This window comes from Pseudomonas sp. BF-RE-22 (genome assembly GCF_019956155.1).
GTDB lineage: Bacteria > Pseudomonadota > Gammaproteobacteria > Pseudomonadales > Pseudomonadaceae > Aquipseudomonas > Aquipseudomonas migulae.
Genome location: NZ_JAHBDD010000016.1, coordinates 1 through 18,074 on the forward strand (window position 1 = coordinate 1; position 18,074 = coordinate 18,074).

6 protein-coding genes and 1 rRNA gene are annotated in these 18,074 nt (G+C 60.8%); 4 read left to right on the plus strand and 3 right to left on the minus strand.

The window, feature by feature from the left end; genetic code table 11:
* The first annotated feature begins 193 nt into the window (after positions 1-193).
* The 3 genes from rrf (at position 194) to KGA82_RS10650 (ending at position 2,093) form a co-directional block, all read left to right on the plus strand.
* Positions 194-309 (plus strand): 5S ribosomal RNA (rrf, locus tag KGA82_RS10640).
* 153 nt (positions 310-462) lie between these two features.
* Complete coding sequence (locus KGA82_RS10645) at positions 463-1,059, plus strand: DUF4157 domain-containing protein (RefSeq protein ID WP_223450302.1); 597 nt, start codon at positions 463-465, stop codon at positions 1,057-1,059.
* A 107-nt stretch (positions 1,060-1,166) separates the two neighbouring features.
* A complete protein-coding gene (locus KGA82_RS10650; RefSeq protein ID WP_223450303.1) occupies positions 1,167-2,093 on the plus strand; it encodes a Gfo/Idh/MocA family protein in 927 nt (308 codons plus the stop codon).
* A 39-nt stretch (positions 2,094-2,132) separates the two neighbouring features.
* Here KGA82_RS10650 and KGA82_RS10655 read toward each other — a convergent pair whose 3' ends face one another.
* The 3 genes from KGA82_RS10655 to KGA82_RS10665 are packed head-to-tail and all read right to left on the minus strand — an operon-like array spanning position 2,133 to position 6,546.
* The gene (locus tag KGA82_RS10655; RefSeq protein ID WP_192496324.1) at positions 2,133-3,461 is read right to left on the minus strand and encodes a TolC family outer membrane protein; all 1,329 of its coding nucleotides are present in this window, start codon (positions 3,459-3,461) and stop codon (positions 2,133-2,135) included.
* A 1-nt stretch (position 3,462) separates the two neighbouring features.
* Entirely contained in the window at positions 3,463-4,803 is a 1,341-nt protein-coding gene (locus KGA82_RS10660; protein WP_008039525.1) for an HlyD family type I secretion periplasmic adaptor subunit, read from the minus strand.
* A gap of 6 nt (positions 4,804-4,809) precedes the next feature.
* On the minus strand, positions 4,810-6,546 hold the full coding sequence (locus KGA82_RS10665) for a type I secretion system permease/ATPase (protein WP_207286715.1): 1,737 nt from the start codon (positions 6,544-6,546) through the stop codon (positions 4,810-4,812).
* A gap of 686 nt (positions 6,547-7,232) precedes the next feature.
* Between KGA82_RS10665 and KGA82_RS10670 the strand changes: the two genes are divergently transcribed.
* Positions 7,233-18,062: a peroxidase family protein gene (locus KGA82_RS10670; protein WP_223450304.1), complete on the plus strand. Its 10,830-nt coding sequence runs from the start codon at positions 7,233-7,235 to the stop codon at positions 18,060-18,062.
* The last annotated feature ends 12 nt before the right edge of the window (positions 18,063-18,074 follow it).

The following is an 18,074-nucleotide window of genomic DNA, read 5'->3' on the forward strand; positions in this document are numbered from 1 at the left end:
GTGAGGCGTTGAGCTAACCAATACTAATTGCCCGTGAGGCTTGACCATATAACACCCAAGCAATTTGACTACTCGAAAGAGCATCAGATTGCGGTGTGTGAAGACGCAATGAACCGAAAGTTCGAGAGCAACACACAAACTATCGCATACCCAATTCGCTGGAACGTCGCAAGACGCGTCAGCTCAAGAATTTCTTGACGACCATAGAGCATTGGAACCACCTGATCCCATCCCGAACTCAGCAGTGAAACGATGCATCGCCGATGGTAGTGTGGGGTTTCCCCATGTGAGAGTAGGTCATCGTCAAGATTAAATTCCGAAACCCCAATTGCGAAAGCAGTTGGGGTTTTGTTTTGCCCGCAGGAAAGTGGCGCAAAGAAATTTAGGGATACGCTATAGCTTTGCAGGTTGTCGATCAGTTATGGCCCACTGTTCACGCTGCATCCGTCCCTGGAGGTCACAATGCCGCCCATCATCACGCGCCTGGTGGCGCTGTTTGTTCTTTGTCTGACGCTTGAAGTGCCAGCCCAGCCCGGCGCCTGCCCAGCTGGCGAGAAGCAAGTTTGCCTGGACGACTGCATCTGCCTGCCAGACCTGGGACAGGTGCTCGGCCCCGTGCCTGATGGTGTCTACCAGATCGCTGCACCTGCCCTGGCGCTGTGGCTGACCCAGGCCCACGCTGAAGTAGTCAACACCAGCATCCAACCCATCCCGCCGCACATCCGCGAGCAACTGCTGCGCTGGTACGACCCCGGTGTCCTCGATGCCGCGGGCTATAAAGTCAGCGACAACGGTCAGTTCAGTGCCGCCACTGCCATGCTGCAAAACCCCGATGTCGGAGCCGTGACGCTGATCGACATCATTCTCTTCCGGGACGCTCAAACCGCAGAACAGGATGTCGCGCTCTGGGCTCACGAACTCAAGCATGTGCAGCAGTTTCAGGAGTGGGGAGTCGATGGATTTGCCCAGCGGTATACACAGGATTTCAACGCGGTGGAGGCGCCGGCTTATGCCATACAGGCCGAGGTCAGGCGGTTTGTGCGGGGAGGGGCTGACTGAAAGGTAGCGTTCACCAAACGTCAGCACGTCATCAATGACTTCCCCGCTATACAAACGTAGTCTTGTCGATTCGCTTCCCATGACAAGAAAAAAAACAGGAGTCATTAATGCAACCGATCCGTCTCGGTCTGGTGGGCTACGGCAAGATTGCCCAGGATCAACACGTTCCAGCGATCAACGCCAACCCCGCGTTTCAGTTGGTCGCTGTCGCAACGCAAGGGCAACCCTGCGCCGGGGTAGAGAACTTTCAGTCCCTGGGCGAGCTGCTCGAAAACGGCCCGCCTGTGGATGCGATTGCGTTTTGCACACCGCCGCAAGGACGATTCGCACTGGTGCAACAAGCGTTGGCCGCAGGCAAACACGTACTGGTCGAAAAACCTCCGTGCGCCACGTTGGGCGAAGCGATGGCGTTGGTGAATCAGGTTGCAGAGCAAGGCGTCAGCGGTCTGTTCGCCTGGCATTCGCGCTACGCGCCCGGCATTGAAGCCGCTCGTGACTGGCTGGCCACCCGCACCCTGCAAAGCGTACAGATCGACTGGAAGGAAGACGTGCGCAAGTGGCACCCCGGCCAAGCGTGGATCTGGCAGCCCGGCGGCCTGGGCGTCTTCGATCCCGGCATCAATGCCCTGTCGATTGCGACTCATCTGCTGCCCCTGTCGCTGTTTGTCGAGTCCGCCGAACTGCGCGTCCCCGACAACTGCCAGTCGCCTATCGCCGCGTCCATCAAAATGTCCGACGCGCGCCACCTCGATGTTCGTGCGGAGTTCGATTTCGACCACGGCCATGACGAACTCTGGAGCATCGAGATTCGTTGCGCCGAAGGCATCCTGCGACTGGACAACGGCGGCGCACTCTTGAGTATCGACGGCGTGCGCCAGGCCGTATCGGAGGAGGGTGAGTACGCGGCGGTGTATCGACATTTTCAACAGCTGATTGGCGACAAGGCCAGTGACCTGGATCTCCAGCCGCTGCGACTGGTCGCTGATAGCTTTTTTGTCGGCCGCCGGGCGCTGGTTGAGCCGTTCTACGATTAGCGACGGCTCAGGAATGACGCTGTTCACCTGAACGCCAATTCAATTGGTGACCAGCAGCTCCGGGCCGAGGTAGTCGTTGATGTGGTCGATGTCGTCGTCGCCCAGGCTGCCCACCGAAGAGGCCAGGCGCAGGCGCGACATCAAGTAACGCAGCTTCGCCTCGAACAGATCGTGGCGTGCAACGAAGAGCAGTTCTTCGGCATTGAGGACGTCCGAGTTGGTGCTGGTGCCTCCTTCCTTGAAACCCTTGCGTGTGGACAGCAGTGAGCGTTCGTTGGACTCTACGGCCCGCTCCAGGGCGTGAATACGTTTGGCGCCGCTCTGTACGCCGGCGTACTCGCGGGTGGTGCCGGAGATGACTTCCTGTCGCGTGGCGTCGAGTTCGTCCAGGGCCTTGGAACTATTGGAACTGGCCTGGCGTGCCAGCGCGCTGGTGCCGCCACCGTTGTACAGCGGGAAATTGACTTCCAGCCCGATTGAGCCGTAGCGGTTGCGTTGATTCAGCTCGGAGATGGATTGGCTATCGCCCGCGGTGTAGCCGGCAACGAAATCCAGTGTCGGCCAGTGGCCCGCCTTGACGCGCTTCACTTCTTCTTCAGCAAGGTCGCTGCTATGACGGCGCGCATGGATCAGCGGGCTGTCGGTCTGAGCCTTGACCAACCAGTCCTGCAGGTTGCTCGGCAGCAGCGGTGGCGTATCGAAAGTCGGACGCAAGGTGGTCAACGATTCGGGGGTTTCTCCGATGTACTCCTCAAGCTTGCGGCGGGCATTGATCAGGTTGTCCTGCGCTTCGATCAGCTCGGCATCGGCAAGGTCGCGGCGAGCGATCGACTCGTCGATGTCGGTGACGGTGCCGGCCCCCAGCTCCATGCGCCGTTTCGCCGAAGCGAGTTGCTCCTCGAAGGCGTTCAGCTTGGACTTGGCGAGGACGATGGTTTCGCTGGCCAACAGCACGTCGAAATAGCTTTCGGCGAGGCGCACCGCGGCGTCCTGACTCTTGGCATCGAACACCGCGACGCTGTAGTCGGCACGCTGTTTACCCTGGCGGTACTCGGCCATTTTCTGTTTGTTGAACAGCGGCTGGCGCAAGCGCACGTTGGCGCCCTTGGAGTCGTAGTCCAGATCCCTCTCGATGCCGCTCTGGCGCTGGGTGCCATTGACCTTGTTGTCGTAGGCCGAGGCACTGATCTGCGGCAGCAGACCGGCCTGGCCGATGGCGCGGTTTTCCAGGCCGGCCTCCTTTTCATGCACGGCAGCGCGATAGACGGGGCCTTGGTACTGCAACAGATCCCACGCTTGTTTGAGATCAATGGCGCTGGCAGGCAGAGACAGCGATAGCAGGCAGGCGAACAGGCAATGACGGTCCATTTCATTGTTCCTTGAAAGAGCTGTCAACACGGTCGAGCATTGGTTTCAGAAGATAGCTCATCATGTTGCGCTCGCCAGTTTTGATGGTGACGCTGGCGGGCATGCCGGGACGAATGTGATTGCTGCCAAGCAGGTTCATGCCATCGGGTGTGACCTCTACCTGAGCCAGATAGAACGGTTGCTTGCTTTCCTCGTCCATCAGGCGGTCGGCGGAAACGGTCTTCACGCGGCCGGGGATGTTGGGCGTCTGGGCATGGTTGAAGGCCGGGAAGGCAATGTCCACGGCGAGGCCGGGGACCATCTTGTCGATGGCCTGCACGGGAATCATTGCGTCGACCTGCAGCGGCTCGTTGTCCGGAACGATTTCCATGATCTTGAAGCCGGGCTGGATGATCCCGCCGACAGTCGCAATGCTCAGGGACTGGACCATGCCATCGATGGGCGATCGAATCACCGTGTGGGTCACTTCATAGTCCAGCGCACGCAAGCGGTCGGCCAGGGTGGTGTTTTCCTTGGCGGTGTCGGTGAGCTGCGATTCGACTTCCTTCAGGTAATCATGCTGGCGCTGCAGGATGCGCAGCTTGATTTCGGTGGTCTGGCTACGCACGCGAGCGATGTTGTTGAGGTTCTCGGCCTGGCCGGCTGAGAGGTCGGCATTGCTGCGTTCCAGTTCCAGCAGGCGGTTGCGCGGCACATAGCCTTCGGCTGCCAGCACGCGGGTGCCTTTCAGTTCCTGGTTGAGGAAGTTGATCTGCGAGGCGCGGGCGCCATAGACCTGTTGCAGGCCCTTGAGCTGCACCGCCGACGCCGCGAGGTTTTCCTGCAGGATGCTGATTTCGCCAGCGAGGCCGGCGCGTCGGGTGTTCAGCAGGCGTTGCTGCAGATCCATGGCAGCCAGCAGGCGGTGGTCATTCCCAAAGCGCTTGAACAGTTCGGGATCGAAGTTCACTACGTCGAGGTTGTCACGTTCCGCTTCCAGGCGGTTTTCCACGGTCTTGCTGACGATGTACTGGGCGCTGACCGCACCCTGTTCGGCAAGTGCGCGCAGCGAATCGAGGCGGACCACCTCCTGGCCTTTTTTCACGGAATCGCCTTCGCGGACAAGAATGGCCTCCACGGTGCCGCCGCTCAGATGCTGCACGGCTTTGCGATTGCTGGTGACTTTTACCGTGCCTGTCGCTACCACGCCGGCATCCAGCGGCGCCAGCCACGACCACAGGAGGAAGCCGCCGAAGCCGGCGAGCACCAGCCACAGGCCCCTGCGCACAGGTTTGGCGACGTCCAGATCTACATCGTTCCTGGGATCGACGTGAATCATCTCGGTGTGTTGGCTCATTTGCATGATCGGTCACTCCCGCGTTTTGACGGAGGCCAGCGGAGTCGACGCGCCTGCAGGCATCACACTCGCCTTGCGCAGCGCTGCGAATACTTCGTCGCGAGTGCCGAGCATCTGCACGCCGCCGTCACGCAGCATCAGCACCTTGTCGACGGCGCAGAGCACATTGGGACGGTGGGAAATCAGAATGACGGTGGCGCCACGGTCTTTGAGTTGGGCCAGCGCATCGACCAACGCCTTTTCACCGACGTCGTCGAGGTTGGCGTTCGGCTCATCGAGCACAATCAGATTGGGGTCTCCATACAGCGCGCGGGCCAAGGCGATACGTTGCTTCTGGCCACCGGAAAGCGGGCTGCCATCGGTGCCCAGGCGGGTCTCATAACCTTGCGCAAAACGCAGGATCATCTCGTGCACGCCCGTTGTTCTGGCGGCGCGGATGACCGCGTCGCTGTCCACTTCGCCAAAGCGCGCAATGTTGTCGGCGATGGTGCCTTCGAACAGCTCTACGTCCTGTGGCAGGTAACCGAGCCAGGGGCCAAGTTCGCCTTTGTTCCAGGTGAAAATGTCCGCGCCGTCGAGGCGCACCTTGCCGGCCTGTGCCGGCCAGACGCCGACCAACAGGCGGGCTAGGGTGGATTTGCCCGAGGCGGATGGGCCGATAATGCCAAGGCTTTCGCCGGGGGAAAGGTTGAAGCTCACCCCGCGCAGAATCGTGTTGTTGGTGCCGGGGGAGCCGGCGTACACATTCTCCACCGCCAGCATGCCCAGCGGCCGTTGCAGCGACATGCTTGGTGGCCGGCGCGGAAAGTCGTTGAGCATTTCATTCAACCGGCCCCAGGCCGAGCGGCAGCCAAGCAGTTGCTTCCACGACGCGATGACTTGTTCCACCGGGCCCAGCGCACGACCGGTAAGGATCGAGCAGGCAATCATCATCCCGGGGGTGATCTTGCCTTCGATCGCCAGCAGCGCGCCGGCGCCGAGGATCAGCGATTGCAAGGTGATACGCACGAAGCGCCCGGTGCTGCTGATCAGGGCGGCCCGGTCTGAGGCCAGGGTCTGCATTTCCAGAATGCGCAAATGGCTTTGGTACCAGCGCTTGCCGATCGACGGCAACATGCCCATGGCCTCGATGACCTCGGCGTTGCGCAGGTTGTTGTTGGCGTAGGTGGCGGAGGAGAGGGCGGCCTGATTGGCTTCGGCCAGCGGCTTTTGCGTCGCTTTCTCGGTGAGGTAAGCCAGGCCCATCAGAATCAGCGAGCCGATGAGCGTGACCAGTCCGAGCAGCGGGTGGATCAGGTAGGCGACCAGCAGGTAGATCGGCGTCCATGGCGCATCAAAGAACGCGAACAGGCTGTTGCCGGTGAGAAATTGACGCACCTGCGCGAGATCCTGCAGGGCCTGGGCCGGATTGCCTCCGGCGCGGTTCAGGTTGCGCTCGAATGCGGCGGTGAAAATGCGTCGATTGAGGTCCATGTCGAGGCAGTTGCCGACCCGGATCAGCACACGGGTGCGGAACATTTCAAGCGTGGACATCAGCAAGAACAGGCCTATCACCAGAACGGTCAGCATCGTCAACGTTGTGACGTTGCGACTGACCAAGGCTCGATCATAGACCTGCAACATGTAAACGGCTGGCGTCAACATCATGACGTTGATGACGCCGCTGAAACCCGCCAGGGAGTAAAAACTACGACGAAGTCGGAAGAGTGCGTCGGCCAGTTCGGATCGAGAGTTCGACTGCTTTTGCATTTGGCTGACCCCCTCTTCAAAAAGCCGTTTGCCCTTGCGGAGCAGCAGCTAACAGATTTAGTCCCGTGGGTAGCCGTCGATACGCAGGTTCGCTCTCGGGCGAATCTCATGCAAATTTCTGCGTTGCTCCCGTAGCAAGCAGCGTAGGTCGCGGCGAAACAATCTGAAATAACATTTCGCTCTAATGGTGCGTCAATCTTTCTATAAGTCCATTAAAAACAGCGAGTTGAGAGGCTTAGCACCGGTCGTCCGGTTTGTCCGTCGTAAAATTGACAATTTTTTGCTATCCAACTTTAGTCTTACTCATTGACGACAACCGTCCGCCTGAAGTCTGTCAACTCTTTGGCAGCGAAAAGCGCGGTGGTTCTCCGAAGGAGCACAGCATGTCGATCACTTCGTTCTACTGCAGAGGGAAGGGGCTGTTCAGCAAGTTCGCCTTGACCTCAAGTTTCCATGGCCCGCCTAGGGCCCGGGTTCGCTCTGCCTGATCGCTTAGCGAGCCATTCTTTCGCGAGTTCCGCGAATTCCAGGCGCGCATACCGGGGGCCGTACTGACGGCTTTGCCTTCCCGTGTCAGCTCTCGCCAAAAAAATGAACCTACACACTGCGCAAGCCAGCACCCGACTGGGCGCGGGAGGATTCTTTTCGTCCCGTGCCCTTCACCAAAGAAATCGAGGGCAAGCAAAATGGCCAATTTCAACAAGTCCGACCTGGAGTTCATCCTCAAACAAATTTTCATCGCAGAAGCACATGCCGACGGCGCCAGCCTCAGTGATTTGCTACCCAACAGTCAGGTGCCTTTCGGCCTGCGCACCGTCGATGGCAGCTACAACAACCTGGTGACCGGGCAAAGTGAGTTTGGCGCTGCGGACAATGCCTTCCCGCGCCTGCTGGATCCCTCGTTTCTGGCGTCATACTCCGGGACAGGGGATGTGATCGACCCACAACCACGGATTATCAGTAACCTGATCGTTGATCAGACCGCCAACAACCCGGCTGCGGTTGCGGCGAACGGCGGTGCCGATCCGGTCATCAGCCCAGGCCCCGATGGTGTCTTCGGCACGGATGACGACAAACAAGTGTTCTTCATCCCCAACCAGTCCGCGGACGCCGGACTGACTGCGGGCTTCAACTCGTGGATGACTTTCTTCGGCCAGTTCTTCGACCACGGCCTCGACCTGGTCAGCAAGAGCGCTACCGATTTTGTGTTTATTCCGTTGCAGCCGGACGATCCGTTATTCGTGCCGGGCAGTCCGACCAACTTCATGGTGCTGCCGCGGGCCGTGCGTACGGCCGGCGCGGACGGAATTGTTGGCACGACGGACGATGGGCAGCTCAACACCACCTCGCCGTTCGTAGACCAAAGCCAGACTTACAGCTCCCACCCCTCGCATCAGGTATTTCTGCGCGAGTACGTCATCAACGCGGCAGGTGACCCTGTTGCAACCGGGCGCTTGATTACCAATCGCGATCTGGGCGCCGATGGCGAGTTCGGCACTGCCGATGATGGCGGCGCCGAAAATGGCGGCATGGCGACCTGGGCAGTGGTCAAGGCCCAGGCCCGTGACATTCTCGGCATCAACCTGACCGACGCCGATGTGCACAACGTGCCGCTGCTGGCGACCGACGCGTATGGCAACTTCATCCGTGGCCCGGGCGGTATGCCGCAGGTGGTGATGCGCATCAGCAACGGCGCAGACGGTATCGCCGGTACGGCGGATGACATCACGCAACTGGTCGAAGGCAACCGGGATGCTCCGATCAGTCTGGCCAACGCCGTGAGCACCGGGCATGGCTTCCTCGACGACATCGCGCACAATGCCGCGCCGGTACTCGTCGACGGGGTTTTGCAGGCGGATGGTGACACCGAAATCGGCAATGCGCAGCCAGTGGGCGCGGGCGGCAACAACCTGACCTACGACAACGAGCTGCTCGACGCTCACTACATTGCCGGCGATGGCCGGGCGAACGAAAACATCGGCCTGACCACTGTGCACCATGTGTTCCACTCCGAACACAACCGCCTGGTCCAGCAGTCCAAGGAAACCATCCTGGCCTCTGGCGATCTGGCGTTTCTCAATGAGTGGCTGGCAGACGACGTCGCGGCAATTCCGACGACTCCCGCCGAAATCGCAGGATTGGTGTGGGATGGCGAACGGCTGTTCCAGGCCGCCAAGTTCGGCACCGAGATGCAGTATCAGCACTTGGTGTTCGAGGAATTTGCGCGGACCGTTCAGCCGCAGGTCGACGAATTCCTTGCCCCCAACGGCTATGACACCTCGATCAACCCGGCCATCCTCGCCGAGTTCGCCCACGTGGTGTATCGCTTCGGTCACTCGATGTTGACCGAGACAGTCGATCGCTTCGACCCCGAATTCAATCCGGTCCTCTCTGACCCGAACAACCCTGACGCGCAGCTCGGTCTGATCGCAGCCTTCCTCAACCCTCTGGCATTTGCCGGCAGCGGGGCTACCGCTGACGAAGCGGCAGGGGCGATCATTCGCGGTGTGACCCGTCAGCTCGGCAACGAGATCGACGAGTTCGTCACCGAAGCGTTGCGCAACAATCTGCTGGGTCTGCCCCTCGATTTGCCGGCCCTGAACCTGGCGCGTGGTCGCGACACTGGCATCCCTACGTTGAATGAGGCGCGGCGTGAGTTTTACCAGGCAACCGGCGACAGCCAACTCAAGCCGTACATCAGTTGGGCTGACTTGGCGGAAAACCTCAAACACCCCGAATCCCTGGTCAACTTCATCGCGGCCTTCGGTACTCACGGGGCATTGACTGCGGCCGATGTGGATACGCTGGTCGAGATGCGTGCGGTCGCTGCTGCCCTGGTGTTTGGCGGCAGCGCGGTGATCAACGCCGGCACTGCCGATGAGCGTACTTTTACCGCCACGGAAGAGGATCGCCTGGCATTCCTTAACAGCTCGGGCACCTACGCCATGGTCAATGGCGTCACCACCACCGGTGTCGACGACATCGACTTCTGGGTCGGCGGCCTTGCCGAAGAGAAGATGCCGTTCGGCGGTATGCTCGGCTCGACGTTCAACTTCGTGTTTGAAACCCAGATGGAGGCGTTGCAGAACGGCGACCGTTTCTACTACTTGTCGCGTACGGCGGGCCTGAACTTCGGCACCGAGCTTGAGAACAACTCCTTCGCCAAGTTGATCATGCTCAACACCGATGTCACCCACCTGTCGAACACCGTGTTCCTGACACCGGCGTTCACTCTTGAAGTGACCCAGGCCAATCAGTTCACTGGCCTTGGCGTCGGCGGTCGTGCCGACCCGACGGGCGGCATCATGATCAACGGCGTGGAAGTCGTGCCGCTGGTGATCCGCGACAACCCCGACACCGTGGGCACGGACAGTAATTTTCTGCATTACACCGGTGAAGATCATGTCGTCCTCGGCGGCACCGCCGGCAATGACATCATCATCTCCGGTGAAGGCGATGACACCGTTTACGGCGACGGCGGCAACGATGTCCTTGAAGGCGGCGCCGGGAACGATGCGGTTCTGGGCGGCGCAGGCGATGACATCATCACCGACTCGTTCGGCGACAACCGCCTGGAAGGCAATGCCGGTAACGACGTGATCGTGGCCGGCAGGATGGCGGTCGGGGGCAACCTGATCCTTGGCGGCGATGGCCAGGACTTCATCATCACCACCGAAGACATCACCACGACCTTCGGCGGTCAGGGTGACGACTTCATCCTCGGTGCCAAGACCAACCTGCCACCGACCGGTAACGAAGGCGATGACTGGATCGAGAAGGGCACCCAGGACGGTGCGCCTGGCGATAACGCTGCGCCGTTGCTCACTGACGATACGATCGGCAACGACATCTTTGTCGGCGGTGGTGGCTTCGACGAAATGATCGGCGAGGGTGGCGATGACATCTTTGTCGGCAGCGATGCCCAGGACAAGATGGACGGCATGTCCGGGTTCGACTGGGTGACCTACAAAAATGACCAGGTCGGCGTGACCGTCGACCTGTCCCTGGCCGCGCTGGCGCAGCCACATGGCAACGCGCCAAACCAGAACACCGGGGTGTTCAATCCGGTGGGCGCTTCGCCGGCCTCGATTCTTGACCGCTTCGCAGAAGTGGAAGGCTTGTCCGGTTCGAATTTCGGCGACGTCCTCAAAGGCGATGATGTTGATGCGGTCACCATCATCAACCACGGTGGTGCCACGGGCGGTGCACTGACCAATGTGGCGTTGATCCGTGGACTGGCGCAGTTCCTGTCCGATGCCGGCTTGCCGACCACCGGCTTTGCCACGGGCAACATCATCCTCGGTGGCAATGGCAGTGACCTGATCGAGGGTCGCGGCGGCGATGATCTGATCGATGGCGACAAATGGATCAACGTCAGAATCGCAGTTTATGCCCCCGGCGACGTCAACCATACCGGCCCCGAGATCGCCAGCTTCGACAGCATGGCTGATATGATCCCGTTCATGCTGGACCGCACGTATAACCCAGGGCAGCTCAAGGCCGTGCGGGAAATCCTGCCCGGCACCTCGACGGGCGGGGCGGCGTTCGACACCGCGATTTTCTCCGGGCTTCAGTCCGAGTACACGGTGACCCAGGACACCCGTGGCACGGCCAACCTGGCGGACGATGTCTGGACGGTGACGGATACCGTTGCGGGTCGCGACGGCACCGATACCCTGCTGCATATCGAGCGCCTGCAATTCGCCGACACTCAGCGGGTGCTGGTACCGGGGCTGAACGCACAACCGGTCGGCAGGCCGACTGTCACGGATGGCAACGGCGGCGACATTACAGTGGGCGACACACTGACCGTGAGCATGCTCGGGGTGAGCGATGCCAACAACGTCACTGCGGGTAACCCGCAGGGGCTCGTCAACAATACTTCGGTGTCTTACTACTGGCAGTTCGAAGCCGACCCCGGCAGTGGCGTGTTCGAAGACATCATCCTGTTGCCTGCGGGTGACCTGGCGTTCCAGAGTGCCGATGGCACCGCGTTCAAGGTCTCGCCGGATCTTGCCGGGTTGTCACTGCGGGTCAAGGCGATCTACCAGGATGGCCATGGCACGACTGAAGTGGTGTTCTCGCAACCGACAGGCGTCGTGGCTCCCGGCGCACCGGTCGTGCCGACCGCACCGACACCGGTAGTCAATGCCACCGAGGGTGGCCCGGGCCTTAACATGGTCCGCTCCGACCTCAACTTCATCCTTGATCAGATCAAGATTGCCGAGGCTGAAGCGGACGGTCAGAACATCCTCTCGCTGATCCCGAACATCCGCGCGCCGCTGGGCCTGCGTGCGGTCGATGGCTCGAACAACAACCTGATGAACCTCAATGGCATCAACAACACCGAGTTTGGTGCTGCGGATAACACCTTCCCGCGTTTGACCGATCCGGTCTTCAATCCGGCGGAAGGTGCACCTGCCGGGTTCTTCGGCCCTGGCTCGCCGGCCATTCCGGGATCGTCGTATCAGCAGACCAGCGGCAATGTGTTTGACTCGCAGCCGCGCACGATCAGCAATCTGATCGTCGACCAGACGTCGAACAACCCGGCGGCGTATGCCACGGCGTACGACGTGGGCGGGGACGGTGTGCTCAACTTCGGCGCGGAGGGTAGCGACGATGTGCTCAAGGATGGCGTACGGATAGTCGCCAGCCCCGGCCTGGATGGTCAGTTCGGTACTGGCGACGACCACGATGTGTACATGTTCGAGAACACCGCTCCGGATGCCGGGTTGTCCGCGCCGTTCAACGCCTGGATGACCTTCTTCGGGCAGTTCTTCGATCACGGTCTGGACCTGGTGACCAAAGGCGGTTCGGGCACCATCTTCATTCCGCTGCAACCGGATGATCCGCTGTATGTGCCAGGCGGCAACGCTAACTTCATGGTGCTGACCCGCGCGACCAACCAGCCAGGCGCAGATGGTATTCTCGGCACGGCCGACGACATCCATGAGCACTCCAACACCACCACGCCGTTCGTGGACCAAAACCAGACCTACAGCTCGCACCCATCGCATCAGGTGTTCCTGCGCGGGTATCTGCTGACCGATGACGGACCCATCGCGACGGGCAGGCTGATCACCAACCGTGACCTGGGGGCGGATGGCAAGTTTGGTACCTCAGACGACAGCGAAATCGGTGGCATGGCCACCTGGAAAGTGGTCAAGGCGCAAGCCAACGACATTCTGGGTATCCACCTGACCGATGCCGACGTCGATAACGCCCCGCTGTTGGCGACCGATGCCTATGGCAATTTCATCAAGGGGCCGAACGGCTTCCCGATGGTCGTTATGAAAGGCCTTGACGGTCTTGGCGGTACGGCGGATGACGAGCTTGTCGAAGGTAATCCGCTTGCCCCTATTGACCTGACCAATGCTGTGCGCACCGGTCACCAGTTCCTCGTCGACATTGCCCACAATGCCGCGCCGGTGTTCATCGGTGGCGTGCTCGCGCCTGATGGCGATTCTGAAACTGGCAACGACGTGCCGGTCAATCCACAAACCGGGGCCAACCTGGCCTACGACAACGAGTTGCTGGATGCGCACTACATCGCTGGCGACGGCCGGGTCAACGAGAACATCGGCCTGACGGCGGTGCATGCGATCTTCCACTCCGAGCACAATCGGCTGGTCGCGCAAACCAAAGACACCGTGCTCGACTCGGGTGACGTGGCTTTCCTGAACGAATGGCTACTCAATCCAGTGAGCGCGTTGCCGGTCAATCAGGCGGAGATCGATGCGTTGGTATGGAATGGCGAACGCCTGTTCCAGGCGGCCAAGTTCGGCACCGAGATGCAGTATCAGCATCTGGTGTTCGAGGAATTTGCCCGGACCATCCAGCCTAACGTCGACCTGTTTTTCGCACCGACCCAGGTCTATGACGTTGACCTCGATGCCTCGATCGTCGCCGAGTTCGCCCACACCGTGTACCGGTTTGGCCACTCGATGCTGACCGAGACCGTCGATCGCTTCGACGTTGATTTCAACGTGATCGGCGATCCGAACAGTGCTGATCCCGATCAGCAACTGGGCCTGATCGCGGCGTTCCTCAACCCGTTGGCGTACGCCGCCAGTGGCGTGACGCCTGAGGATGCGACCAGTGCGATCGTGCGGGGGATCACTCGGCAAGCCGGTAACGAAATCGACGAGTTCGTCACCGAGGCGCTGCGCAACAACCTGCTCGGGCTGCCGCTCGACCTGCCGGCGATCAACATCGCCCGTGGCCGCGACGTGGGGATTCCTTCACTCAACGCGATTCGCCGCGACATCTACAGCCAAACCGGTGACACCCAACTCAAGCCGTACACCAGCTGGGTCGACCTGGTGCAGCACCTCAAACATCCGGAGTCGTTGATCAACTTCATTGCAGCCTATGGCACCCATGAAACGATCACGGCGGCGACCACGCTGGAAGGCAAACGCGCTGCTGCCATGGCGCTGGTATTCGGTGGTCCGGATGCACCGACTGACCGCATGGACTTCCTCAACGGCACCGGTGAATGGACCAACGTAACGCGGGCTGGCAAGGATGGCGTGCTGGGAACAGCCGACGATCTGAAGGGCGTGACTATCACGGGGGTCGATGCCATCGACCTGTGGATCGGCGGCCTGGCCGAAGCGAAAACGCCGTTCGGCGGCATGCTCGGCTCGACGTTCAACTTCGTGTTCGAGAACCAGCTGGAAAAACTGCAGGATGGCGACCGCTTCTACTACCTGGAACGTACCGCTGGCCTGTCGATGAATGCCGAGCTAGAAAGCAACTCGTTCGCCAAGCTGATCATGGCCAACACCTCGGCCACGCACTTGCCGGGCCTGGTGTTCTCGGACGTTGCGTTCTATCTGGAAAGGGACCAGAGCAAGCAATTCAACGATGGCCTGGGCAATGCCGATCCGCTTGGCGAAAACGGCGAGCAGGTGGTGTTCCGCGACAACCCGCTGACCGCAGGGCCGGACGCCAACTACATCAAATACACCGGTGCAGAGCACATCGTGATGGGCGGCACCAACAGCGCCGATATTCTCATTGCGAGTGAGGGGGATGACACGATCTGGGGCGACGGCGGCAACGATCGCATCGAAGGCGGTGACGGCAACGACCAACTGCGCGGCGGCTCTGGCGACGACATCATCACCGACAAGGGCGGCGACGATAACATCCAGGGTGGCGACGGCAACGACGTGCTGCACGGAGGTAACGGCGTCAACCTGATCATCGGCGGGTTCGGCAATGACTTCATCGTGACCGGTGAGGACGCCTCCGAAGCCATTGGTGGTCATGGCAACGACTTCATCCTGGGCAGCAAAGCCAACGAACAGGACATGGGTAACGAAGGCGACGACTGGATCGAGAAGGGCACTTCGGACGGTGCACCTGGCGACAACTTCGACCCGCTCGGCAACGACCCTATCGTTGGCCACGATGTGTTCATCGGCGGTAACGAGAACGATAAGTTCAACGGCGAAGGCGGCGATGACATCATGGTCGGCAGTCTCGGCTTCGGTGATCGCTATATCGGCGGCTCCGGCTTTGACTGGGCAACCTTCAAGGGGCTCGCACAGGGCGTGACCATCGATTTCACGGACCGTTTCTTCGATGTTCCGCCAGTACCGGGTTCAGGTGCTTCGGCGCTGGTGCGTTTCGACATCATGGAAGGTCTGTCGGGTTCGTCGCACGGTGACTTCCTGCGCGGTGATAACGAAGACGCCACATCGCTGCCTACTGCGGGTGCAACCGGCAGTGTGCTGACCCACATCGACCTGATCAACGGCCTGGCGGATCTGCTGCCAGCCGGAGCGACGTTCTTCGATGGCGGCAACATCATCCTCGGCGGTAGCGGCAGCGACCTGATCGAAGGTCGCGGCGGTGACGACATCATCGATGGTGACAAGTGGCTGAACGTACGCATCAGCGTACGGGCGAACGCTGATGGCACTGGCGATGAAATCGCCACGTTCGACAGCATGGAGCCACTGGTGCCGTTTATGCTGAACGGCACGTACAACCCTGGCCAACTGGTCATCGTGCGGGAGATTCTGACCGGCACTGACAGCTTCGATACGGCGTTGTTCTCCGGTACTTTGGGGGAATACGGCATCGAAATCGATGGCGACACTGTCATCGTGACCGACTCGGTGCTTGGGCGTGATGGCGTCGATCGCCTGACGGGCATCGAGCGTCTGCAGTTCGCTGACGTTGCGATACCGTCCGGAGTCGGCACCGTGCAAAACAGCGACCCATCGGGTCACCTGGCAATCCTCGATGCGACTACCGGTGTGCGTGAAGATACGCCAGTCGCCGGCCAGTTGTTGCGCGTCAGTGGCGCGGGGGTACACGACGCGGACAACCAGAGTGCGGCCAACCCGACCGGCGCGATAACCGGTGGGGTGGCTTACTACTGGCAGGTCGAAACCATTCCCGGTACGGGCGTCTATGAGGACATCACCTTTGTCGCCGCTGGCGAGGCAACGCGGGCGACTGGCTCCACCTTCCTGGTGGGCCCTGATGAGGCGGGTCTGAACATCCGCGTCCGGGCGGTGTACCAGGATGCCCAGGGCACGCTGGAGATCGTCGAATCGTCCGGCAACAGTGAACCGACCGAAGGGGCGACCGTTACCGGGCTTGCCGTGCAGAACCAGCTGTTGACCGCCGACACGTCGACCATCGTCGACGCCGATGGCCTGACCAATCCGCAGTTCACCTACCAGTGGCAGGCGAACGACGGGCTTGGCTTCGTCAACATCGCCGGCGCTACCGGTAGCACGTTCTCGCTTGGCCAGGCTCAGGTCGGCCAGGAAGTGCGCGTGATGATCGGTTACGTCGATAACTTCGGTGTGGCCGAAAGCGTTGCGTCCAACATCCTGGGGCCGGTGGACAACGTCAACGATGCACCGACAGGCGCGTTGCTGATCAGCGATACGACACCGGATCAAGGGCAAGTGCTGACGGCGCTGACTGCCGGGATTGCCGATGTGGACGGGCTGGGCACCTTCAGCTACCAATGGCAGCAAGGTATCGGTGCTTCCTTCTCCAACATCAACGGCGCGACGGCCTCGACCTTCACCCCGGGTGTGGCGCAGGGCAACCTGCAAATACGGGTGATCGTGCGCTACACCGACGGCTTCGGCACGCTGGAGACGTTGACTTCCGCGGCAACCGCGGCGGTTGCGGTGCTCAGTGGCGTAGTGCTGCAAGGTAACGCACAGGCGAACACCCTCACCGGCGGCGCCGGTAACGATGTGCTGCTTGGCCTGGGCGGGAGCGATACGCTGAATGGCCTGGCCGGTCTCGACCAGCTGTTTGGCGGCACTGGCAACGACACCCTCAACGGTGGAGACGACAACGACATCCTCAATGGCGAGGACGGTAACGACACCCTCAACGGCGGGCTTGGCGCGGATGCCATGAACGGCGGTGCCGGCAACGACACCTATGTGGTCGACAACGTCGGTGACCTTATCACCGAGGCGGTGGGTGGCGGTACCGATCTGGTGCAAACCGCCTTCGCGAGCTACCTGCTCGATGCCAACGTCGAGAACCTGACCTACACCGGCGCCGGTAACTTCACAGGTACCGGTAACGCGCTGGCCAACACCATCACCGGCGGGGTGGGCAACGACCTCCTCGATGGCGGTGCGGGTGCGGACCGGATGGTGGGGGGCGCGGGCAACGATACCTACATCGTCGATGCAGCCACAGACGTGGTGGTCGAGGTTGCGGGTGGCGGTACGGACACCGTGCAGACTTCGTTGGCCAGCTACACGCTGAGCGGTAATGTCGAGAACCTGACCTACACCGGAGTCGGCAACTTCGCCGGCAGCGGCAACGGGTTGAACAACGTCATCACCGCCGGGGCGGGTAACGACACCCTCAATGGTGGCGGCGGCAACGACATCCTCACCGGCAACAGTGGCAACGACACACTCAACGGCGACGCGGGTAACGACCAACTGGTGGGTGGCATTGGCACCGATACCCTGAACGGCGGCAATGGCGATGACAGCCTCGACGGAGGTGACGGGGCGGATACATTGAATGGCGGGGCAGGCAGCGACACGCTGCTCGGCGGGCTGGGTGATGACAGCCTGGATGGCGGTACCGGCACCGATCTGCTCCAGGGCGGCGATGGCAATGACACGCTGCTCGGAGGAGACGCTAACGACACCTTGCTGGGTGGTATCGGCAATGACTTTATCGATGGCGGTACAGGCAACGATACAGTCACGGGCGGTGCCGGCAACGACATGATGGTTGCCAGCAATGGCAACGATATCTTCATGTTCTCAGCGGGCTTCGGGGTCGATCAGATCATTGGCTTCGATGCCAACGCGGCAGGAGGGCAGGACCGCCTCGATATCTCCGCGATGAACATCACGGCTGCGACCTTTGCCGGCAGCGTCACCATCGCCGATGTCGGTGCGGATACCCTGGTCAGCTTCGCTGGTGCTGACTCCATCCGCCTGGTCGGTGTGGCCGATGCGACAACCGTCACTGCCACGGACTTCATTCTCACCACTTGAGGTACTGATCAG